Raw genomic sequence first — 22,021 nt, forward strand, 5'->3', positions numbered from 1 at the left:
TCGCTCGCGCTGCCATGCTCGACCTCAAACCGTCAGGAAGTCCGGCGCCGCCGGGATGGATGACATTTTATTGCACCAACGCCCATCAGATGTCGAATGTCTGTCGTCATCGCCAGGCGATCATGTTGCAAGGCAGCGGCAGCACCGAGCATGTCGTGTGCCCGGTGCACCGCTGGACTTATGATCCGCAGGGCGAACTGATCGGTGCGCCGCATTTTGCTCAAAAACCCTGCCTCGCATTGCAGCGTGATGCGCTCGAGAGCTGGCATGGCCTGCTGTTCAAGGGGCCGCGCTCAGCCAGTGCGGATCTGGATGGCATGAGGCTGGCAAGCGCGCTGGATTTCTCCGGCTACAAGCTCGATCGCGTCGACATCCATGAGTGCAACTACAACTGGAAGACCTTCATCGAGGTCTATCTCGAGGACTATCACGTCGGGCCTTTTCATCCTGGTCTGGGTAATTTCGTCACCTGCGAGGATTTGTCATGGCAGTTCGGCGACTGGTATTCGGTGCAGCAGGTGGGCATCACCTCGCTCGCCAGGCCGGGTTCACCGACCTATGCACGCTGGCACAAGGCGGTGCTCGATTATTGCGGGGATGACAAGCCAGCGCAGGGTGCGATCTGGCTCACCTACTACCCCAACGTCATGGTGGAGTGGTATCCCCATGTGCTGGTGGTGAGCACGCTGGTTCCGGTCGCGGTGAACAAGACCCGCAATGTGGTGGAGTTCTACTATCCGGAGGACATCGTCGCATTCGAGCGCGCCTTCGTTGAAGCCGCGCAGGCGGCCTACATGGAGACGGCAATCGAGGACGACGACATTGCCGAGCGCATGGATCGTGGTCGCCTGGCGCTGATGAAGGAGGGGCGCAACGAAGTCGGCCCCTACCAGTCACCTTACGAGGATGGCATGCAGCACTTCCACGAGTTCTATCGCCGCATCCTGGCGCCGCACATCTGAGCGGGCGCTCGGCAATGACGCCCCGCGCACGGCGCAGGGCGCGTGTCCGAGCTCAGTTCCTGTCCTGCAGTTCGCGTGGCAAGGGAAAGGTGACCTTCTCGGGTACGCCATCGAGCTCACGTACCGCTCCCTGACTCAACTCCTTGAGGCGGGCGATCACTTCCGCGACCAGGATTTCCGGTGCGGATGCGCCCGCCGTCACGCCAATGCGACGCTTGCCCTCGAGCCAGGTCGGTTCGATGCCTGCGGCGTTGTCGATGAGGTAGGCCGGCACGCCGCGCAGTTCGGCAACCTCGCGCAAGCGGTTGGAGTTGGAGCTGTTCTTCGAGCCCACCACGAACACCACGTCGGCGTAGGGCGTCATGAACTTGACCGCGTCCTGGCGGTTCTGCGTGGCGTAGCAGATGTCGTCCTTCTTCGGCCCGGCGATGGTCGGAAAGCGCTGCCGCAGGGCGTCCACGATCGTTGCCGCGTCGTCCACCGACAAGGTGGTCTGGGTGACGTAGGCGAGCAACTCCGGATCGGCAATCTGCAGGTGGGCGACATCCTCCGGGGTCTCGACGAGGTGGATGCCGGTCCCGACCTGGCCCATTGTGCCTTCGACTTCCGGGTGGCCCTTGTGGCCGATCATGATGATCTCGCGGCCCTGCTCACGCATGCGGCTGACCTCGACATGAACCTTGGTCACCAGCGGGCAGGTGGCATCGAACACGCGCAGGCCGCGTTTTTCGGCCTCGTCACGCACCGCCAGCGACACACCGTGGGCGGAGAAGATCACCGTGTTGCCGGTCGGGACTTCGTCGAGCTCCTCGACGAAGACCGCGCCCTTGTTGCGCAGATCGTCCACCACGAACTTGTTGTGCACCACCTCATGGCGCACGTAGATCGGCGCGCCAAAACGCTGCAGCGCGCGCTCGACGATCTCGATCGCACGTTCGACGCCGGCGCAAAAGCCGCGTGGGTTGGCCAGCAGGATTTCCTTGTCGCTCATGTCTGTTCTCTGTTGGGTGCCGGGCTCAGGACACGCCGATCACGTCCACCTCGAAGCGGATGGATTTGCCGGCGAGGGGGTGGTTGAAGTCGACCAGGGCCGACTGCTCGTCGATCTCGCGCACGAGCCCGGAATAACGCGAACCATCGGGGGCGGTGAATTCCATGATGCTCATGGCTTCGATCTCCTCATCGGGCATGTGTTCGCGTTTGACGCGCTCGACCAGCTCCGCACGATGGGGTCCGAAGCCTTGCTCGGCTTCGAGCTCGAACACGTGGCGCACGCCAGGGGTCAGGCCGATGAGCAATTGCTCCATCGCCGGCAGCATCTCGCCCACACCCAGCTGCAATGTGGCCGGCGTGGCCTCGAAGGTGCTGATCAGCGGCTGGCCATTGGGCAAGGAGATGCGGTAATGCAGGGTGACGAGGCTGTTGGCTTGGACGATCTGGCTCACGATGACTTCTCCAGGGGCGGCTGGCGGTCGTGGCGGAACTGTCCCCACAGCATCAGCACCACGCCGACGGTAATGGCCGAGTCGGCCAGATTGAACGCCGGCCAGCTGTGGCCGGCGTAGTGAAAGTGCAGGAAGTCCACGACCGCGCCATGCACCAGGCGATCGTAGACGTTGCCCACGGCACCGCCGATGATCAGCGCAAAGGCCGCAGGTAGCAGCGTTTCGTCGCGATGGCGGTAAATCAGGGTCAGCAGCCAGCCGCAGATGAGCGTCGCCAGAGCGGTGAAGAACCAGCGCTGCCAGCCGTCATGATCGGCGAGAAAGCTGAAGGCTGCGCCGGGGTTGAACACCAGCACCAGATCAAAGAAGTTCGTTACCGGCACGCGCTGGCCATAGCTCAGGCTGTCGAGCACCCATTGCTTGCTGAGCTGATCGAGCACCGCAACCACGATCGCGAACGCGATCCACGGCGCCATGGCGAGGAGAGCGGGGCGCGCCGCAGCGCGGGACACCGGCAAGACCTCAGGCATGCGTGCGGGTTTCGCCGCCACCGAACAGGTTGTCCACGCAGCGTGCGCACAGGCCGGCATGTTCGGCATGGTGGCCGACGGATTCAACGTAATGCCAGCAGCGCTCGCACTTGGGTGCCGCGCTCGGCGTGGCGACGATGTGCTCTTCTTCCGCGTCATTGACTTCACACAGGCGGGTGGCCGAAGTCATGGTGACGAAGCGCAAGTCCTCGCCCAGGCTGCCCAGTGCCGCATGTTTGTCGGCGCTCAGTGCCAGGCTGAGCTCGGCCTGCAGCGAAGAGCCGACCTTGCCCTCGGTGCGCAAGGCCTCGATCACCTTGAGCGCTTCGGAGCGCACGGCGCGGATGGTTTCCCAGCGTGCCACCATGCCGGCTTCGCCTTCCTGCGCGGGCAGGGCGTGGAAGCTGTGCAGCATCACGCTGTCGGGCTCTGCGCCCGGGGCGCTCGGGTTCAGCACCGCCCAGGCCTCCTCGGCGGTGAAGGACAGGATCGGCGCCATCAATTTGAGCAAGGTCTGGGTGATGTGCCACAGCACGGTCTGCGCCGCGCGGCGCGGCAGGCTGTCGGCGGCGGTGGTGTACAGGCGGTCCTTGAGGATGTCGAGGTAGAAGGCGCCGAGGTCTTCGGCGCAGAACACCTGCAGCGCCTGCACGATGCGGTGGAACTCCATCTTCGCGTAGTCGGCCTCGGCCTGGTGCGCGAGCTCGCGGGTGAAGGCGAGCGCGTAGCGGTCGATGTCCAGCCAGTGCTCGAGCGGAACCGCGTGCTGGGCGATGTCGAAGTCCGCCGTGTTGGCGAGCAGGAAGCGCAAGGTGTTGCGGATGCGGCGATAGACCTCGACCACACGGTCGAGGATCTCCTTGGAGATCGACAGTTCGCCCGAGTAGTCGGTCGACGCCACCCACAGACGCAGGATCTCGGCGCCGAGCTTGCCGCTGACTTCCTGCGGCACCACCACGTTGCCGAGCGACTTGCTCATCTTGCGCCCCGCGCCGTCTACGGCGAAGCCGTGGGTGAGCAGGCTGCGGTAGGGTGCGTGGCCGTCGATGGCGCAGCCGGTGAGCAGCGAGGAATGGAACCAGCCGCGATGCTGGTCCGAACCTTCCAGATACATGTCGGCGCGCGGGCCCTCGGGGTGGCCATCATTGTGCGAGCCGCGCAGCACGTGCTTGTGGGTGGTGCCGGAGTCGAACCACACATCGAGGGTGTCACTGATCTTTTCGTAGTGGGCAGCATCGTCGCCGAGCAACTCGGCCGCATCGAGCTTGAACCAGGCCTCGATGCCTTCACGCTCGACGCGCTGGGCGACGGCCTCCATCAGCTCGACGGTGCGCGGATGCAGCTCACCGCTTTCCTTGTGCAGGAAGAAGGGGATCGGCACACCCCAGTTGCGCTGGCGCGAGATGCACCAGTCCGGCCGGTTGGCGATCATCGCGTGCAGCCGCGCCTGGCCCCAGCCGGGGTAGAACTTGGTGGCCTCGATCGCACGCAGTGCGCGCTCGCGCAGGGTGGAGCCGTCAGCCGCGGTCTTGTCCATGCCGACGAACCACTGCGCCGTCGCCCGATAGACGAGCGGGGTCTTGTGGCGCCAGCAGTGCATGTAGCTGTGGATGATCTTGTCGTGCGACAGCAGCGCGCCGACCTCGGCGAGCTTGTCGACGATCGCCGGGTTCGCCTTCCAGATGTTCATGCCGCCGAAGAAGGGCAGGTCGGCCACGTACTGCCCGCCGCTCATCACCAGCGACAGGATCTCCTCGTTGCTGCGGCCATAGGCATGCCATGCGCTGAAGTCCTCGACGCCATGCGCGGGCGAGGAGTGCACGATGCCGGTGCCGGCGTCGATGCCGACGTAATCGGCGAGGTAGACCGGTGAGGGGCGGTCATAAAGCGGGTGGCGAAATTCGATGTGCTCGAGCGCCGCACCCTTGGTGGTGGCGAGCACCCGGCCTGCGAGCTGGTAACGCTGCAGGGCGGAGTCGACGAGTGCGCTGGCGAGCACCAGCAGGCGGGTGCCGCCGTCCTTCAGCGCGAGCTCGACGAGCGCGTAATCGAATTCGGGATGGACGTTGAGCGCCTGGTTGGCCGGAATGGTCCACGGGGTGGTGGTCCAGATCACCGCAGCGGCGGGCTGCTCCAGCCTGGCGAGGCCGAAGGCTGCGGCCAGCTTCTGTCCGTGCGCGTCGGTGTTGGACACCGTGAACGCGACGTCGATGGTCGGTGAGGGCTTGTCGGCATATTCGACCTCTGCTTCTGCCAGCGCCGAACCACAGTCGAAGCACCAGTTCACCGGCTTCAGGCCCTTGAACACGTAGCCGTTCGCGGTCATCTCCGCGAGCGCGCGGATCTCATTGGCTTCGTTGGCAAAGTCCATCGTGCGATAGGGATTGTCCCAGTCGCCGAGCACGCCCAGGCGGATGAACTCGGCCTTCTGGATCTCGACCTGCTCGCTGGCATAGGCGCGGCACAGCTCCCTGACCTTGTCCGCGGGCAGGTTCTTGCCGTGAGTGACCTCGACCTTGTGCTCGATCGGCAGGCCGTGACAGTCCCAGCCTGGCACGTAAGGTGCGTCGAAGCCGGCCAGCGTCTTCGAGCGCACGATGATGTCCTTGAGGATCTTGTTGAGCGCGTGACCGATGTGCAGGTTGCCGTTGGCATAGGGCGGGCCGTCGTGGAGCACGAACTTGGGTCGCCCCGCGCTGTGCTTGCGGATGCGCTGGTAGAGCTTGTGCTGCTGCCAGTTCGCGATCCACTGCGGCTCGCGCTTGGGCAGGTCGCCGCGCATCGGGAAAGGGGTGTCGGGCAGGTTGAGCGTCTTGCGGTAGTCGGCCATGGCGGGAGCGTGGGGTCTTGTAGGTTCGGTCGGGCGCACCGGGGTGCGCTTGGGCGCGGGCTGCGAGGGCACGTCAGCCCTGGTGAAGATCGCCAAGCTCGGGCTGATCGGCAAACCAGTGGCGTGCGATCTCGGCGTCGCGGGCGATTTGAGCGCGCAAGGCGTCAAGCGATTCAAACTTGCGCTCGGCCCTCAGCTTGTGCAGGAAATGGACACGGATGTGAGCGCCGTAGCACTCCTGCGTCCAGTTGAAGAGATGAACTTCCAGCCGTGCGCGACCGTTGGAGGTGGCGGTGGGCCGCACGCCGATATTGGCAACACCGACGACGCGATCTTCGGCCAGGCCCTCGACGCTGACCGCATACACGCCGGTGAGGGCAGGGCGGCGATGTTTCATCTGGATGTTGGCGGTCGGAAAGCCGAGCTGGCGACCGATCTTGTCACCATGGCTGACACGGCCGGCGATGCTGTAAGGGCGCCCGAGCAGGTGCGCCGCGTGCGCCAGGTCACCGCTGGCCAGGGCGTCGCGCACCGCTGAACTTGACACGCGCTCATTGTGCAGGCCGAGGGTGGGCATGGATTCGACGTCGAAACCGTAGTGCTTGCCCGCGTCCTGCAGCATGGCGAAGTCGCCCTGGCGGCGGGCGCCGAAGCAGAAGTCGTCACCGACATACAGGTGGCGCACGCCGAGGCCGCGTACCAGCGTGTCCTCGATGAAGGCGTGAGCGCTTTGCGCCGCGCGGCGGGCGTCGAAGCGGCACACGTAAGCGCGGTCAACGCCGGCGGCATCGAGCAGCAACAGCTTTTCACGCAGTGAGGCGAGGCGTGCGGGCGCGTCGGCCGGGCTGAAGTACTCGCGCGGGTGGGGCTCGAAGGTGAGCACGACCGCCGGCAGGCCGAGTACGCGCGCCTTGTCGGTGAGCAGCTTGAGCAGGGCCTGATGACCGAGATGAACGCCATCGAAATTGCCGATGGTGAGCACCGTGGCGGTGTCGGCTCGCTCGGGAATCCCGCGAAAAACCCGCATAAGGCGCCTGAAAAAAGCGGCAATTATAACGGCAAAGCGCGGCCTTGCGGGCGCGCTGCCGGCCCACCGCTGGCGCTGTGCTCAGCCCAGTTGCGCGATGCGGGTGGAGCGCTCAGGCGGGTTGGTGTCGAAGTAGCGCTTGATGCCACGCATCAGGGCGGTGGCCATCTTGTCCTGATAGGCCTCGTCGTTGAGGCGGCGCTCTTCGCTGGGGTTGCTGATGAAGGCGGTCTCGACCAGCACCGAGGGGATGTCCGGCGCCTTCAGCACCGCAAAGCCGGCCTGCTCCACATCCGACTTGTGCAGGCGGTTGATGCCACCGATTTCGCCCAGCATGGCGCGGCCCAGTTTGAGGCTGTCGTTGATCGTCGCTGTTTGCGACAGGTCGAGCAGGGTGCGGGCGATATGCCCGTCCTGGTGCGCCAGGTTGATGCCGCCGATAAGGTCGGCATCATTCTCCTTTTGCGCCAGCCAGCGTGCGGCCGTGCTGGAGGCGCCGCGCTCGGACAGCACATACACCGAGCTGCCGTTGGCCTCGGGTTTGACGAAGGCGTCGGCGTGGATCGACACGAACAGGTCCGCACGCACGCGCCGGGCACGGATGACGCGCTGGCCCAGCGGCACGAAGTAGTCGCCGTCGCGCGTCAGCACCGCGCGCATGTTGGGCTCGGCGTCGATCTTGCGCTTCAGGCGGCGCGCGATCGAGAGCGTGACGTTCTTCTCGTGGCTGCCCGCAGCGCCGACCGCGCCCGGGTCCTCGCCGCCGTGGCCGGGGTCGAGGACGACGGTGAACAGCCGATTCACGTTTGGTTCCGTGCGCGCGGTGGTGCTGCGCTCGGTGGGCAAGGTGCGCGCGTTCGCGCTGCTGGCCTGGCCGCTGTCGCCGGCGGCGGCGTCAAACGGCGAATCCTTCATGATCAGCGCCAGCAGCGGGTCGTGCTCTTCGCTCGGGTGCAGGTCGAGCACCAGGCGATGGCCGTAATTGCCCACTGGCGCGAGCGCAAACATCTGGGGATTGATCGCGGCCTTGAGTTCGACCACCACGCGCACCACGCCAGGGCGATTCTGCCCGGCGCGGATCAGGCGGATATAGGGATCGGACCCCATGACCTTGGAGGGCAGGGATTGCAGCACGCTGTCGAGCTGCACGCCCTCGAGATCGATCACCAGGCGATCGGGGTCCGGCACCAGCATGTGGCTGTAGCGCAGCTTGGTTGATCCTTCGAGGGTGATGCGGGTGTATTCCGGTGAGGGCCAGACGCGCACCGCGAGCAGGCTCGCCGACGCCGCATGGCCCACGGGGCTCAACATCAGCGCCAGCGTGGCACCGGCGAACTTGAGCAGGCCGCGACGGTCGACGCCGCGGGTGACGGCCGGAGCTAGTCCGCAGTCAGCGTCGGGCCGATGGCCCGCAGTGCTTTCATCAGTTCTGTCACGCATGTTCGCCCCGCATCGGTGTGTCCGTAGATCTCCACAAAGCGCCCTCCGTCCCGCACTTCAAGCTGGATTTCGAGATCGGGCGACGGCAAATGGGGAAGGGCTTTCTGTGGCCATTCCACAATGCACACGCCCTGGTCGGCGAAATACTCATCCAGGCCTGCGTCAAGGTATTCTTCGGGCGAGTTGAAGCGATAAAAATCAAAGTGATATAAGTTTAATCTAGAAACAACGTAAGGTTCAATCAAGGTGTAAGTGGGGCTCTTCACCTTGCCTTCATGACCCAGTGCGCGCAGCAGGCCGCGGGTGAGGGTGGTCTTGCCCATGCCGAGATTGCCCAGCAGCCAGATGTTGAGGCGCGGCCGCAGCAGCGGCGCCAGCGCAGCGCCAAGCGCTTCGGTGTCTGCTTCGGCCGGCAAGTGCGCGCACAGACGGACGTCGTTATCATCGCTGGCCTGGACTTTGGCGGCATTGAGCAACTCGATCATGGAATCCTCATCGTTGATGGCGGCAGACAGTTTCTCGGACGCGGATGGCGTCGCAATCGATGGCGTGGCCTTGCTCGCACGCATCCGCGAGTGGGCGCTCGAACTGGGCTTCGGTGCGATTGGTGTGGCCGATATCGATCTCAGCACGGCCGAACCCGGCCTGGCCGCCTGGCTGGAGGCCGGTTTTCATGGCGAGATGGATTATATGTTGCGCCACGGCATGAAGCGCGCCCGCGCCGCGGAGCTCGTGCCCGGCACGCGGCGGGTGATCAGCGCGCGCCTCGATTACTGGCCTGCTGCGGCCGATGCACAGGCGGTGCTGGCCGATGGCAGCCTTGCCTACGTGTCGCGTTATGCGCTGGGACGCGATTATCACAAGGTGTTGCGCAAGCGCCTGCAGCAACTGGCGGAGCGCATCGCGACTGCCGTCCCCCATGCCTTCAGGGTGTTCACCGACTCCGCGCCTGTACTTGAAGTCGAGCTCGCCAGCCGCAGCGGACTGGGCTGGCGAGGCAAGCACACTTTGTTGCTCGAGCGCAACGCTGGCTCCTACTTCTTCCTCGGTGAGATCTTCACCGATCTGCCCCTGCCGCTCGACGCCCCGGCCGAGGCGCACTGCGGGCGCTGCACCGCCTGTATCGACGCCTGCCCGACCGCGGCCATCGTTGCGCCGTATCAGGTCGATGCACGGCGCTGCATTTCCTATCTCACCATCGAGCTCAAGGGCGCGATCCCGGAGGATCTGCGTCCCCTGCTGGGGAATCGGATCTACGGCTGTGACGACTGCCAGCTCGTGTGTCCGTGGAACCGCTTCGCACGTTTGACTGCAGAGGGCGACTTCGCGCCCCGCCATGGCCTTGACAGCGCCGCCCTTGCCGCGCTCTTCGCCTGGAGCGAAGCCGACTTTGCCGAGCGCACCGCGGGCAGTCCGATCCATCGCATCGGCTACGAGCGCTGGCTGCGCAACATTGCGGTGGCGCTGGGCAACGCGCCGTCTGCGCCCGAGGTGCTGGCGGCGCTGCAGTCGCGCCTCGAGCACCCCTCTGCGCTCGTGCGCGAGCATGTGGGCTGGGCGCTCGCACGGCACGCTGCGCCGGCCTGCGGCTAGAATCGCGCCCCTCAACCGCCACCGGACGCCCCATGAAAGATCGCCTCGATGTGCTCGAAACCAAGATGATGTCGGCCGAGGACCAGCTCGACGAGTTGAACCGCAGCGCCTGGCGCCAGCAGCAGGAGCTCGACCTGCTGCGTGAGCAGGTGCGCCATCTGGCCCAGCAACTGAAGACCATCCAGCCCGGTGCAGCAAACCGCCCGGAGGACGAAATTCCGCCGCACTGGTGAGCGTCCCCGACAAGGCGGGCGTCCCCGACAAGGCGGGCGACGCGCTGGGTTTCCGGTTTGGAGCGGCGAGGGTGGGAAATCCTTGCCGTTGATCACAGCAGGCGTAAGCTCGAGGCGCTGAGCCGCGACTGGAGACGGTCGCGCCGACTGGAAAATCCAAGGCGCATGACAGGCAGCAGAACTTACCGTGAAGCCGCGTTCAAGCCCGGCAGGGAAGGGCTTTGAACTGCCGGTCCGCATGGCTTAGCATGCCGCATCAAAGACACGAGGTATTGTTGAAGTGATTGCCCCAGCAAGGGACGCCCACCGAGCTCAGCGCGAGTTGATCACGGCAGAGCCGCTGTTCTCGGGCCTGCCGCGAACACTCGTCGATGAGCTGGCCGCCGCCAGCCGTGTGCTTGAGCTGCCGGCCCAGGGCGTTCTTTACGGCGCCGATGAGCCCATTCGCGAAGCCTTTGTGCTGGCAACCGGCAGCGCCATGCGCGAACATGTATTGCCCGGGGGCAGCACCAAGGTGCTGGAGATTGCCCAGGCGCCACGGGTGCTTGGTCTGGGGGAGTTGTTCGGTGCCACCCATTACCGCGCATCGTGTCGTGTCATCACCCACAGCATCGTGGCTGCGATCGACATCCGCCGCCTGCGCGCCGTCGCCGAGCAAGACCGCAAGCTGAGCTGGCGCATCCTGCAAGCGCTGGCGCGGCGCCAGTGCGCGATCGAATTCGATGTCACCGGCCACCATTCGAGTAGCACCGGCGCCCAGCGCATCCTTGATTATCTGCTTGAACAACTCGGCGAGGAGGTCGGCCTCGCCGGGGAGACGACGCTCGTCTTCAGCGCGAGCAAGAAGATCATCGCCGCCCGCATCGGCATGACGCCCGAGTCTTTTTCACGCAGCTTGCGCCAACTCAGTGACCAAGGTCTGGTGGTGGTCGAGGGGCGCAAGGTGCACATCCAGCATGCCGCGCTGCTCGATACCGGCATCGGCGACTCCAGCCGGCGCCTGCGCTTCGCGCGCAAGGCCAGGTTGAAGTCCGAACCGCCCCGCATGGGCATCACGCCGGGCGCGCTGGTCAATCTGTGCGGGCGCTTCAGGGTACTGTCGCAACGCATGGCGGTGGCGTGGGCCATGCTCGCTGCAGAGGTGTCGGCAGAGAGAGCGGCGGTTCGGCTGCGTGCGCTGGTGGTGGAGCTCGAGCGTGGCCTGACGCGACTTGGCACGCTTGATCTGCCCGCGAGCCTCGCGCTGCATCGTCATGCCCTGACCAGCGCCTGGCCGGACTTTCAAGCTGCGCTGGCCGAAGAGGGGGCTGCGCCTGCACGGGCCGAGTGGGTGCTCAACGCCAGTGAGGCCTTGTTTGAGGCTGCCGACCGCCTGACGCGTGCAGCGGGGCAACTGTTTGCCCTGCCTGAGGTGCATTACGTCAACGTTGCCGGGCGCAACCGCATGCTGTCGCAGCGCATTGCGAAGCTGTTCCTGCTGCGGGACTGGGTGGGGCAACCCGAAGGCATCCAGGGCGAGATCACGGCGGCCGTCGAAGAGTTCGAGCGCAATCTGCAGGAGTTGAGCCAGGACGGACGCAATCTTCCCGAGCTTTCGGCCCAGCTGCAGGAGGTGGGCAGGCAGTGGCAGCAGTTCATGAGCACCTTGACGCCCGAGATTTCGCACACCCGGCCCGGCCAGCAGATCCGCGCGGTGGTCGCGGAGGCGGATCGGCTGCTGCGCCATGTCGACACCGCGGTCAAACTCTACGAACGCCTGACTTCAGGTTGAAGCCGTGTTCATGCGCCCGGGCGCAGATGGCTTCAGATGATGAGTTTGGCCGTGAGTCGAGCGAGGGCGTCGCCGAAGGCGCTGGTGAGGATGACGAGAATCGGCATGCCATAGCAAAAGGCGTACATCAGCTGACGGATGCGCCGGGTTGCCGTGGGCAGCTCAAGGAAGCGGTCACAGACGATTCTCACCTTGATGCCCATCACCAGTGCCACCAGCACCGTGATCATGAAGCCCGCGTCGGGCTGTCCACCCAGGGCGGCACCGCCTACGCTGAGCAGCACCAGGCTGAGCCAGGCCAGATCGAGTTTACGGGTTTCGTTCATCGGCTCGCCTCTCTGGTCAGCGCAGAACGTAGAACAGCGGGAAGATCATCAGCCAGATGATGTCGGTGGTGTGCCAGTACACCGCGAAGGACTCGAGGCCGGAATGCTCTTCGGCCGAGTACGATCCGGTGCCGGTGCGCAGCATCACCCAGATCATGCCGAGCAGGCCCCAGAACACGTGGATCAGGTGGTTGAAGCTGAGATAGTAGTAGGTGACGATGAAGACGCCGGCGTCACCGTTCAGGCCGTGGGCCAGGTTCCAGCGCACTTCGAAGAGTTTGATCACCGGGTAGCCGAGGCCGAACACGAAGGCGCCCATCATCCACTGCAGGCAGGCGCGCTGCCTGGAGGCACGCATCGCGTGCAGGGCGCGTGCCACACACCAGCCGCTGGTGAGCAGCATCAAGGTGTAGCCGGTACCGGCCAGCAGCGACAGCTGCGCCGGTCCGTTGCGAAAGATCTCCGGGTGGTGGGCACGGGCGACGAAGTACACCGCGAACATGAGCGCAAACTCGGTGACCTCGCAGAAAATGCCGACCCACATGGCCTTGCTGCCGGGGATGCGGCCGCTGGCAGCGGGCGCTGGGGACGGAATAGCAGGGAGGGTGCCGGCTTGCGACATGGCAGACAGGAAAGTGCGGTGCTGGAGGGGTGGATTATCGCGCTCACGCCGCATTGATTGCCTTGATGCTGCGTAAGTCGGGTCGGCCAATGCGATACTTGCGGCCCTTGATCAAGGAGACCGGGTTTTGAAGAAGATCATTTCGTGCGCTCTGGGCGCAGCGCTCGCCCTGCCGCTGGGTGTGCAGGCCGAGACCGTGGGTGCGGTCGACACCGTGTTCAAGTTCATCGGCCGCAACCACCAGGTGGTGGTGGAGGTGTTCGATGACCCCAAGGTGGAGGGCGTGTCGTGCTACGTCTCGCGCGCACGCACGGGCGGCATCAAGGGCTCGCTGGGCCTCGCCGAGGATACGTCCGATGCGTCGGTGGCCTGCCGTCAGGTGGGTGAGATCACCCTGCTCGAACCCCTGCGTCAACAGGAGGAGGTGTTCTCGCAGAGCGCATCGATCCTGTTCAAGAAAGTGCGCATCGTGCGCATGGCCGATGTCAAGCGCAATACCTTGGTCTACCTCGTCTACAGCGACAAGCTGATCGAAGGCAGCCCGCAGAACAACGTCACCGCCGTGCCCGTGCCACGCAGCACGCCGCTGCAGCTGCGCTGAGCCGCAGGCGCAGCAGCCTTCAGGCGGTCGCAACCTCGCACAGACGACACTTGGTCACACCGTATTCGGTCCTGACCAGCAGTGGATAGAGCGAGCCACAGAAGCGGCCATGGTGAGCGATGTTGTAGCCTACGACATGGCCCGCTATATGGCCGATGTGCACGCTCTGGCCGATGCCATATCCGGCTTCGATGGCCCGGTTGATCGAGCGCTTGACGATGTCGTAGCGTGTTGCGGCCCTTGGGGTTCGACGTGAGCCCTCGACGACGAGGAGGGGTTGGGTAGACATAGTGACCTCTGCTGCATGACCCGTGAATCGGGTCTTCATGCGTGTTTACGGCTGCGTTGAGCGAAACTCGACCCTCGCGCCCACAGTGTTCGCCACATGGTGCCAGAGCCGGTGTGAGCTGTTTCACGGATCCGTACAAATTTTACCTTGGTCGTACGCCAGGGCTGACACCCCGGACGTGGGCGCGCGCCATGAATCGACTTTTTCAGAACATCATCCCGAGCAAGATCATGACCCAAGCTTCAAGCCGTAATCCAGTCATCCGCCATGTTCTGCAGGGCAGCCTCATCTCGCAGATCACCTTCGCCCTTGTGTGCGGCATCGTGCTCGCCGTACTTGCACCCGAGCTCGCACGCTCGGCGAGCTTGCTGGGTGATGTCTTCGTATCGGCGCTCAAAGCCGTTGCGCCCGTGCTGGTGTTCGTGCTCGTGGCGGCCGCCATCGCCAGTCACAAGAGCGGCCAGCCCACCCACATCCGACCTGTGCTGCTGCTGTATTTCGCCGGCACTCTCGGCGCATCGCTGGTGGCGGTGATTGCCAGCTTCAGCTTTCCGACCACGCTGGTTCTCGATGCGCCGCAGGTGCTTGGCACGCCCCCGGGCGGCATCATCGGCGTGCTCAAGAATCTGCTGCTGAGCGCGGTCTCGAATCCCTTCAAGGCGCTGATCGAAGCCAACTTCATCGGCATCCTGGCCTGGGCCATTGCGCTTGGCGTTGGCTTGCGTCATGCAGGAGAGGCCACAAAGAGCGTGCTGTCCGACCTCGCGGCGGCGGTGTCACAGATCGTGCGCTGGGTGATTCGTTTCGCCCCGCTGGGCATCTTCGGACTGGTGGCGGGCACGCTCGCCGAATCCGGGATGGGCGCGCTGCTCGGCTATGGGCAGTTGTTGCTGGTGATTGTTGGCAGCATGGTGGTCGTGGCGCTGGTGCTCAATCCGCTGCTGGTGTTCTGGGTGACACGTCGCAATCCCTATCCGCTCGTGTTTACCTGCCTGCGCGAGAGCGCGCTGACCGCCTTCTTCACCCGCAGCTCGGCGGCCAACATTCCGATCAACCTGCAGTTGTGCAAGCGCCTCAATCTGCACGCGGACACCTACGCGATCTCGATCCCCCTGGGGGCGACGATCAACATGGCGGGCGCGGCCATCACCATCGCGGTGATGACCTTGGCCGCGGTGCACACGCTGGGGATCAGCGTCGATCTGCCGACCACCTTGCTGCTGTGCGTCGTGGCCTCGCTGGCGGCGTGCGGCGTGTCGGGTGTGGCGGGTGGTTCGCTGCTGCTGATCCCGATGGCGTGCAACCTGTTTGGCATCGGCACCGATGTGGCGATGCAGGTGGTGGCGATCGGTTTCGTCATCAGCGTGGTGCAGGACTCCTTCGAGACCGCGCTCAACTCCTCTACCGACGTGTTGTTCACTGCCGCCGCCTGTCGGGCGGCCGAGGCCGGCTAGGCGGGCGATCCGGTCGGCTTCAACCCGGATCACTGTTCAGGGCAGGTCCTCACCAGGGCTTGCCCTGTCGTCCACTGCAAGTTGTCAACGGCGCCATGCAAAAACAATATCTGGCTGGTCAATCATTGTCTCGGGCCTTGTTCAGCATGACCTGGCCGATGCTCTTTGGTGCTGTGGCGCTGATGAGTTTTCAGTTGGTCGACAGCATCTTCATCAGCATGCTGGGCATGCAGCCGCTTGCGGCCCTGGGCTTTACGCTGCCTCTGCAGCAACTGCTGATTGGCGTGCAGATTGGCATCGGTATTGCCGCAACCGCGCTGATTTCGCGGGCGATCGGCGCGGGCAAGGCAGAGCACGCCAAATACATGGGCGGCCTTGTGGTGCTCGCCGGTTGCTCTGTCTCGCTGATTTTATGTACCTTGATCTGGTTGCTGCGCACCCCCTTGCTTGATGCCCTCGGTGCTGACGCCGAGTTATTGCCCTACACCGAAAGCTATTGGCTGCCCTGGCTTACCAGTGCATGGCTGGGCGCGTTCTTGTATTTTGCCAACAGCATTTCACGCGCGCATGGGGATACCCGCTTGCCGGGTTTGACGATGGTGTTGACCAGCATCCTCAACATGTTGCTCGACCCATTGTTCATTTTCACCTTTGGCCTGGGCTTGCCCGGTGCGGCCTATGCCACCATTGTTGCCTGCCTGGTGGGCGCCGCGATCATGTATTCACGGATATTGAAGCACCATTGGCTGGCCTTTGATCCAGGCAAGCTGGCGATTGCCCCCGCACTGCTTGATATTGCCAAAACCAGTGCGCCCGCCATGCTCAGCCAGTTGATGCCAGGCACCGCCTCATTGCTGGCCACGCGCCTGGTCGCCGGCTTTGGTGGCTCAGCCATTGCTGCGTGGGCGCTGGGCAGCCGCCTGGAGCTGTTTTCCATCGTCATCGTACTGGCGCTGACCATGGCTCTGCCGCCCATGGTGGGGCGTTTGTTCGGCGCCAGGCAACTCGAACGCGTACACAGCCTGGTGCTGATTGCAGTGCGCTTTGTGATCGGCTTGCAATTGACCATCGCCTTGTTCTGGATGGCCACGCGCTGGTTGATCGCACCCGCCCTGGCCCCAGACCAGGAATCCGAACTGTATCTGCTGAGCTACATGCTTTGGGTGCCGATCAGCTATGCCGCGCTGGGTGTGTGCATGCTGATGGTTTCAGTGTGCAACGCGCTGGGCATGCCGATGCGCGCGGTCTGGATTTCCACTTTGCGTCTGTTCGTGTGCTACCTGCCGGCACTCTGGGTTGGCGCCAGCATTGCAGACATGAGCGGCCTGTATATCGGCGTGCTGCTGGGTAACCTTGCCGCGGGCTTGTTGGCCTGGAATCTTTACAAACAAGGCTTGCAGCATATCCAGCAGGCGTAGGCGCCCCTGTCACCCGAGCTCGGACAATCTGACCCTCAAGAGGCCGTTCTTCAAGAAGTCGGTGTGGCGGTGCCTTCCTTGCCCGGGGGGGACGGGAAGAAGTTCACCTTCTGCGCCACCACGCTATCGCGCATCCTGGCGATGTGCGGTTTCATCGCGCCCTCGACATGCATCTCGCAGCGTTTGCAGTCAAAGCGCAAGGTCAGCGTTTCGTTGCCATTGACCAGCTGCATCGGATCGGGGCGGATGCCTTTCACTTCCTTCGGGCACAGGTTGAAGCTGTAGCGCAGGCAGTGTTTGGTGATCATCAGCGAGACGTTGTCGGTTTCGCGGTTTTCCTCGAAGGCGGCATCGACAAGGGTGACGCCGTGGCGGGCGTAAAACGCCCGTGCCTTGTCGTTGAGCACGTTGGCGAGATAGCTCAGCGCGTCCTGCGGGTAGGCGACTGGCGGCTCGACTGCGGCGGCGCGCGGCGGGCGGGCGTAGGCCTTGAGGCGCGCCGTTTCGAGCTGCTCGACCGCGTCGCGGCGCAGCGCATTGAGCTGGCTGGCGGGCAGAAAGGGCAGGGCAGGCAGGTCGAGGACCAGTTCGCCGAGGGTGAAAATGCTGTTGCCGAGCCTGGCGATGTGCTCGTGTAGCGTTGCCTGCGCACGCTCCGCGTTTTGTGCCGGCTGGAAGGCGCCGGCCAGGGTGGCGGTGGCGCTCACGCCGTCCTCGTCGGTCAGGGTGAGCGCAAGAGGGCTGCCCTCTGCGCCCGCGCCATGGTGCAGGCGTGCATCGACGCGGATGCGGCGCTCGGCAGATTTCTTCTCCAGTGCGCGCTCGAATTCGTGGTCATGATTGCGGAACACCGAAGTGCCCGGCACCAGCTCGGCCGGCAGCGGGTCGGACGTAAAGATGCGATCCACGCCTTCGCCGCCGGCATTGGCTTCGGCACGGTTGACCCGCAGGCCGGTGAGCTCGCCCCTGGGCGTGTACCAGGTGAGGCCATCGGCGTTGTGGATGGGGGCGCTGCGTTCGATCTCGAAGAACCGGCGTGCCTTGGCGTCGATCTTCGTCACGCGGCCGATCGGCTCGCCGATGAACTTGGGCGACTCGAAGGCTTCGATGCCGTGCTGGCGATCGTTGGCAAAGTAATCGGTATAGCCACGGTTGAAGGTCTTGTCCGCCTGCGGCTCGAACAGGAAGATCGTGCGCCCGCTGGATGCGCGCTGGTATGCGCTGCCCCCGGTCTCAGGGTGCTCGATGATCTCGTCGAGCAGTCGGCGGTAGTGCGCGGTGATGTTCTTGACGTAGGACAGATCCTTGTAGCGGCCCTCGATCTTGAACGAGCTGATGCCTGCAGCTGCCAGCGCGCGCAGGTTGGCGCTCTGGTTGTTGTCCTTCATCGACAGCATGTGCTGTTGGCTGGCGAGGGTGTTGCCGTCCTTGTCCTTGAGGTCGTAGGGCAGGCGACAGGCCTGCGAGCATTCGCCGCGGTTGGCGCTGCGGCCGGTGTGGGCGTGGCTGATGTAGCACTGGCCGGAGAAGGCCACGCACAGCGCGCCATGGACAAAGTATTCGAGCTGGCAGGTGGTGGCAGCGGCGATCTTCCTGACCTCGGCCAGTGACAGCTCGCGTGCCAGCACGATCTGGGAGAAGCCCACATCTTGCAGGAAGCGCGCCTTGCTGGCGTCGCGGATGTCGGTCTGGGTGCTGGCGTGAAGCTGGATGGGCGGCAGGTCGAGCTCGAGCAGCCCCATGTCCTGCACGATGAGCGCGTCCACCCCGGCGTCGTAAAGCTGCCAGATCAGCTCGCGCGCTGGTTCCAGCTCGGTGTCGAACAGGATGGTGTTGGTGGCGACGAAGACTTCGGCGTGATAGCGGTGCGCGTGCGCCACCAGGCGCGCAATGTCCGCCACCGAGTTGTCCGCTGCCGAGCGCGCACCGAAGGCCGGGCCGCCGATATACACCGCGTCTGCGCCGTGCTTGATGGCTTCGATGCCGAAGTCGGCGGTCTTCGCCGGGGCGAGGAGCTCGAGGGTGTGGCGGGGCTCAGTCATGGCACGATTCATCCGCGTTCGACACGCAAACGCCTGATTGGAAAGGCGGTGATGATAACAACAGGCTCAGGACCTGACGAGCGCCACCACCGGGCGGGGTAAAACCACCGTGGCAGGGGCCGCTCAGATGCGCGCTGAGTCGGCGTAGCCGCGCATGACCAGCGGCACCAGCACGAGCAGGCCGACCGCGTCTGCCACCCAGTCCCACGGGTCGCCGAAGCGATGACGGGTCTGGCTTTGCGCAAGCTCCATCGCCGCGCCGTAGAGCAGCAGACCGGCGGCAATGCGCAGCGGATGGCGTGGCCAGCCGGCATACGCCAGCAGCGCCAGGGTGGCGAAGGCCAGCGCGTGTTCGATCTTGTCCTGCCACGACACCAGTTTCGCGATGTTGGGCGCGGGCATCAGCGCGAGCCAGAACACGGCAAGAAGGAGGGTGCAGAAGAGGATGCGAAAGATCGTGCGAACGGAAGAAGGCATGGGCAGTCCGAGTGGAACGAGGCGAGATTTTGCACGAATCGTTGATCAAAGAGGACGCTTGGTGACGTTTCGTGACGCTTGACTCATGGCGACACGTGCATTTGACGATGGGCGTTGAACGCCGCGCGTTTTGATGCGCACAGGAAGGAGGATGGGCAGATGAATGGGGTTCGTGGTCTGGTTTCGTCGCTCGCGCTCGCCCTTGCGGCGCTGGCGTCGATGGCGGTGGGGGCGGCGGACGTCGTGCTCCGCACTGAAGCGGGCCCCGTGCGGCTGACCGAAGTCGTGCGAGGTCTTGACAAGCCCTGGTCGATTGCGTTCCTCCCCGACGGGCGGCTGCTGCTGACCGAGCGCCCCGGGCGCATGCGCATTGCAGCTCGCGACGGCACGTTGTCCGCGCCGCTGGCGGGTGTGCCGGCCGTGCATGCTGAGGGTCAGGGCGGGCTGCTTGATGTCGCCCTGAGCCCGGACTTCGCGACTGACCAGCGCATCGTGTTCTCTTATGCGCAGCCGACGCCGACAGGTGCCCGTACCGCGGTGGCGCGCGCCCGGCTTGATGTTGCGGCACTCAAGCTTGAGGATGTGAAGCTGATCTTCAGCCAGAACGAAGACCCTGCGGGCAAGCATCACTGGGGCTCACGCCTGGTGTTCGATCGCGCTGGAAACCTCTTTGTGACCCTGGGTGATCGCTTTCATCCGCGCGAGCGGGCGCAGGCGCTCGACAGCCACCTGGGCAAGATCGTGCGTATCGACATGGATGGCAGCGTGCCGGCAGACAACCCCTTCCTGCAGCAGGCGGGCGCGAGTCCCGAGATCTGGTCGTACGGCCATCGCAACGTGCAGGGCGCGGCGCTGCATCCGGCCACTGGCGAGCTGTGGGCACACGAGCACGGCCCGCAGGGCGGTGACGAGCTCAACCGTGTGCTGCCGGGGCGCAACTATGGCTGGCCCGTGATCACCTTCGGGCGTGAATACGTGATCGGCACCAAGATTGGTGAAGGCACGGCGCGCGCCGATGTCGAGGCGCCGCTCACGCAGTGGACGCCGTCGATCGCCCCGTCCGGGATGGCCTTCTACACCGCTGAGCTGTTCCCGCAGTGGAGGGGCAACCTGTTCTTGGGTGCGCTGAAGTATCAGATGCTGGTGCGTCTGGTGGTGGACGGCAGCACGGTGGTGCACGAAGAGCGCCTTGAGCTGGGCAGACGAATTCGCGACGTGCGCCAGGGGCCGGACGGCCATCTGTGGTTGCTTGACGAGAGCGAAGGGCGCGTGCTGCGGCTGGACCCGGGCTGAGTGGTGCCAGCGCTTGACGCGGGAGAGTCAGCCGAGGCGGGCTTCAGCCGGCCTGCTTGATCGCAAGCACGGCCTGATTGCGCAGGGTTCGCAGCAAGGCGAGTTCCTGCTCGCTGATCTCGATTGCACCCGGACGCTCCTTGTCGGCGTAGATCATCGCCACCGGCTTGCCCTTGATGGTGAGCGGGAGCAGCACGAAGGTGCGTGAGTGCACGGACTTGCGGTACCAGTCGGGCACGCGCATGGCGATGGCGGGGTCGTCGATATCGGAAATGAGGATGTCCACCCCTTTCGCCGTGGCCACGTTGAAGACGTTGTCCGGTTGTGCCGCGAGGCTGAACTGCAGCTGTCCGGCAAGCTCGGTGGCGCCCGGGCCGAAGCCGAAACGACCGTTCATCGTATTGTTGCGTGCGTCCCGCACACACAGCAGCACACGCTTGAAGCCCATGGCGCGGTACATGGTCTCGAGGATGATGCGCAACACATCGTTGAGCTTGAACTCCTCGACCAGGGTATTGCTGATGTCCTGGATGCCTGCGCTCAGCACGCCCTGAGCGTCCGCGGGTTTTTGTCCCGCTGGCGTGGGCTCGGCGCTGAGTCTTTGTTCGAGCGCGACCCCGCGGGGCATCGCACCGGGCTCTTCCTCGGCTGTAGTGCTGGGTGCGGTGTTGCCGAGGTAGTCGGCAAGATGGCGGCCGAGCTGTGTTTGTTGCAGGTCCACTCTGATGATGCGCGCAAAGGCGTGTGCTTCGTCGATTGCGCTCTCCATGTGCTCGCGCACCTGTGCGGCATCGATCGGTAGCGCCTCGGCAAAGCGGCTGACGATCGCGTCCATTGCCCGCTCGCGCTCGGCGGGCGGCAGGTGGAAGAGGGCATCGCAGTGTTCGTTGGCGCAGGCCGACAGCACGCGCAGGCGTTCTTCCTGGGTGTTGGCCTTGTGCACCTTGCTCGGTGGCAGCTTGCGCATGCTCTCCAGGATCAGTGACGGAAATCCCCAGCTGCGCGCGAGCCCGATCCCCAACTCCTCGAAGCTGACGCCGAGCACGCGCTGTGCGGCGACATCCTCGTGGCAGTCGTGCTGCTTCATCACCTGGCGGATGTCTGCGCTTTCCTCGGGGAAGAAGTACTGCGACAGCAGTCGACCCAGGCTGTGCAGCACCGAGCAGATATAGGCCTGTTCGAGCTCGCGCGTGCGCAGCTGTGTGGCGAGCTCGCGCGCGAACAGACCAGCGAGGCAGGCGCGCAGAAACTCCTCGCGCAGCTGTTCGGCGTCGGTCTTGTTCGGTAGATGTTCGAACAGCAGGATGGTGATGGCGATGCTGCGTACGGTGTCGAAGCCGAGCACGATCACCGCGCGCGACACGGTGCTGATCTGGCCGCCGCTGGCAGGGCGGTAGTGGGCCGAATTGACCAGCCGCAACAGCTTGTTGGTGAGGGCGACGTCACGCAGGATCAGGTTCGACAGCGTGCCCACCGTCTCGGATTCGCTCGCGGCGACGCGGTTGATCGCAACCACTGACTCCGACAAGGCGGGGAAGTCGCCACGCTGACGCAGGCGGCGCAGCAGGAAGTCGAGTGCGGGATTGGTCGATTGCGCCTGTGGCGGCTTCATGTCGGCATGGGGTGAAGGGTACGAGCCCTATAGCGTGCGACCAAACAGCGCGTGCT

The 22,021-nt window shown here is 64.7% G+C and carries 21 protein-coding genes; 8 read left to right on the forward strand and 13 right to left on the reverse strand.

The features are described from left to right. On the forward strand, window positions 1–962 hold a 962-nt coding region (locus tag M622_RS25875), incomplete at its 5' end, for an aromatic ring-hydroxylating oxygenase subunit alpha (RefSeq protein ID WP_157281950.1). Window positions 963–1,014: 52 nt separating this feature from the next. On the opposite strand, the gene ispH is transcribed toward M622_RS25875, so the two are convergent. The 7 genes from ispH to tsaE all read right to left on the reverse strand — a co-directional run bounded on the left by ispH (window position 1,015) and on the right by tsaE (window position 8,719). Then, window positions 1,015–1,953 (reverse strand): 4-hydroxy-3-methylbut-2-enyl diphosphate reductase, encoded by a 939-nt coding sequence (gene ispH, locus M622_RS25880; RefSeq protein WP_021248492.1) that lies wholly within the window; start codon window positions 1,951–1,953, stop codon window positions 1,015–1,017. 25 nt (window positions 1,954–1,978) lie between these two features. Continuing rightward, complete coding sequence (locus M622_RS25885; protein WP_021248493.1) at window positions 1,979–2,407, reverse strand: FKBP-type peptidyl-prolyl cis-trans isomerase; 429 nt, start codon at window positions 2,405–2,407, stop codon at window positions 1,979–1,981. Next, complete coding sequence (lspA, locus tag M622_RS25890) at window positions 2,404–2,937, reverse strand: signal peptidase II (RefSeq protein WP_021248494.1); 534 nt, start codon at window positions 2,935–2,937, stop codon at window positions 2,404–2,406. Before lspA ends, M622_RS25885 begins: the two co-directional genes overlap by 4 nt. Next, window positions 2,930–5,767 carry an isoleucine--tRNA ligase gene (ileS, locus tag M622_RS25895; protein WP_021248495.1) on the reverse strand — a complete coding sequence of 946 codons (2,838 nt, stop codon included), beginning with the start codon at window positions 5,765–5,767 and terminating at the stop codon, window positions 2,930–2,932. The genes lspA and ileS overlap by 8 nt, the downstream gene beginning before the upstream one ends. Window positions 5,768–5,840: 73 nt before the next feature. Further along, window positions 5,841–6,794 carry a bifunctional riboflavin kinase/FAD synthetase gene (locus tag M622_RS25900; protein ID WP_021248496.1) on the reverse strand — a complete coding sequence of 318 codons (954 nt, stop codon included), beginning with the start codon at window positions 6,792–6,794 and terminating at the stop codon, window positions 5,841–5,843. 81 nt (window positions 6,795–6,875) lie between these two features. Then, window positions 6,876–8,234: an N-acetylmuramoyl-L-alanine amidase gene (locus M622_RS25905; RefSeq protein WP_021248497.1), complete on the reverse strand. Its 1,359-nt coding sequence runs from the start codon at window positions 8,232–8,234 to the stop codon at window positions 6,876–6,878. After that, complete coding sequence (gene tsaE, locus M622_RS25910) at window positions 8,174–8,719, reverse strand: tRNA (adenosine(37)-N6)-threonylcarbamoyltransferase complex ATPase subunit type 1 TsaE (protein WP_021248498.1); 546 nt, start codon at window positions 8,717–8,719, stop codon at window positions 8,174–8,176. Before tsaE ends, M622_RS25905 begins: the two co-directional genes overlap by 61 nt. 16 nt (window positions 8,720–8,735) lie before the next feature. On the opposite strand from tsaE, the gene queG reads away from it, so the two are divergent. The 3 genes from queG (at window position 8,736) to M622_RS25925 (ending at window position 11,831) form a co-directional block, all read left to right on the forward strand. After that, complete coding sequence (gene queG, locus M622_RS25915; RefSeq protein ID WP_040830515.1) at window positions 8,736–9,827, forward strand: tRNA epoxyqueuosine(34) reductase QueG; 1,092 nt, start codon at window positions 8,736–8,738, stop codon at window positions 9,825–9,827. Window positions 9,828–9,859: 32 nt separating this feature from the next. Next, window positions 9,860–10,060 carry a SlyX family protein gene (locus M622_RS25920; RefSeq protein ID WP_021248500.1) on the forward strand — a complete coding sequence of 67 codons (201 nt, stop codon included), beginning with the start codon at window positions 9,860–9,862 and terminating at the stop codon, window positions 10,058–10,060. A gap of 280 nt (window positions 10,061–10,340) precedes the next feature. Further along, window positions 10,341–11,831: a type IV pili methyl-accepting chemotaxis transducer N-terminal domain-containing protein gene (locus tag M622_RS25925; RefSeq protein ID WP_031346453.1), complete on the forward strand. Its 1,491-nt coding sequence runs from the start codon at window positions 10,341–10,343 to the stop codon at window positions 11,829–11,831. Window positions 11,832–11,863: 32 nt separating this feature from the next. On the opposite strand, the gene M622_RS25930 is transcribed toward M622_RS25925, so the two are convergent. Together M622_RS25930 and M622_RS25935 are read right to left on the reverse strand one after the other, a co-directional pair. Next, complete coding sequence (locus M622_RS25930; protein ID WP_021248502.1) at window positions 11,864–12,157, reverse strand: hypothetical protein; 294 nt, start codon at window positions 12,155–12,157, stop codon at window positions 11,864–11,866. A 16-nt stretch (window positions 12,158–12,173) separates the two neighbouring features. Continuing rightward, entirely contained in the window at window positions 12,174–12,701 is a 528-nt protein-coding gene (locus M622_RS25935) for a cytochrome c oxidase subunit 3 family protein (protein ID WP_021248503.1), read from the reverse strand. A gap of 205 nt (window positions 12,702–12,906) precedes the next feature. On the opposite strand from M622_RS25935, the gene M622_RS25940 reads away from it, so the two are divergent. Then, entirely contained in the window at window positions 12,907–13,380 is a 474-nt protein-coding gene (locus tag M622_RS25940) for a CreA family protein (protein ID WP_021248504.1), read from the forward strand. 19 nt (window positions 13,381–13,399) lie between these two features. Here the strand turns inward: M622_RS25940 and M622_RS25945 are convergent, their stop codons facing one another. Continuing rightward, on the reverse strand, window positions 13,400–13,669 hold the full coding sequence (locus tag M622_RS25945; RefSeq protein WP_021248505.1) for a hypothetical protein: 270 nt from the start codon (window positions 13,667–13,669) through the stop codon (window positions 13,400–13,402). A gap of 230 nt (window positions 13,670–13,899) precedes the next feature. Here M622_RS25945 and sstT point away from each other — a divergent pair, with 230 nt between their 5' ends. Both sstT and M622_RS25955 read left to right on the forward strand, forming a co-directional pair. Beyond that, on the forward strand, window positions 13,900–15,123 hold the full coding sequence (gene sstT, locus M622_RS25950; RefSeq protein WP_031346455.1) for a serine/threonine transporter SstT: 1,224 nt from the start codon (window positions 13,900–13,902) through the stop codon (window positions 15,121–15,123). A 158-nt stretch (window positions 15,124–15,281) separates the two neighbouring features. Continuing rightward, the gene (locus M622_RS25955; protein ID WP_217995299.1) at window positions 15,282–16,541 is read left to right on the forward strand and encodes an MATE family efflux transporter; all 1,260 of its coding nucleotides are present in this window, start codon (window positions 15,282–15,284) and stop codon (window positions 16,539–16,541) included. 50 nt (window positions 16,542–16,591) lie between these two features. On the opposite strand, the gene M622_RS25960 is transcribed toward M622_RS25955, so the two are convergent. Together M622_RS25960 and M622_RS25965 are read right to left on the reverse strand one after the other, a co-directional pair. Continuing rightward, a complete protein-coding gene (locus M622_RS25960; protein ID WP_031346458.1) occupies window positions 16,592–18,583 on the reverse strand; it encodes a peptidase U32 family protein in 1,992 nt (663 codons plus the stop codon). A 123-nt stretch (window positions 18,584–18,706) separates the two neighbouring features. Further along, window positions 18,707–19,060, reverse strand: a complete 354-nt coding sequence (locus tag M622_RS25965; RefSeq protein WP_021248509.1) for a VanZ family protein — start codon at window positions 19,058–19,060, stop codon at window positions 18,707–18,709. 159 nt (window positions 19,061–19,219) lie between these two features. On the opposite strand from M622_RS25965, the gene M622_RS25970 reads away from it, so the two are divergent. Beyond that, window positions 19,220–20,353 (forward strand): PQQ-dependent sugar dehydrogenase, encoded by a 1,134-nt coding sequence (locus tag M622_RS25970; RefSeq protein WP_021248510.1) that lies wholly within the window; start codon window positions 19,220–19,222, stop codon window positions 20,351–20,353. A gap of 43 nt (window positions 20,354–20,396) precedes the next feature. Here M622_RS25970 and M622_RS25975 read toward each other — a convergent pair whose 3' ends face one another. Further along, on the reverse strand, window positions 20,397–21,965 hold the full coding sequence (locus M622_RS25975) for an HDOD domain-containing protein (protein ID WP_021248511.1): 1,569 nt from the start codon (window positions 21,963–21,965) through the stop codon (window positions 20,397–20,399). Window positions 21,966–22,021: the final 56 nt, after the last annotated feature.

The sequence above is a fragment of the Thauera terpenica 58Eu genome (assembly GCF_000443165.1).
GTDB classification, from domain to species: domain Bacteria; phylum Pseudomonadota; class Gammaproteobacteria; order Burkholderiales; family Rhodocyclaceae; genus Thauera; species Thauera terpenica.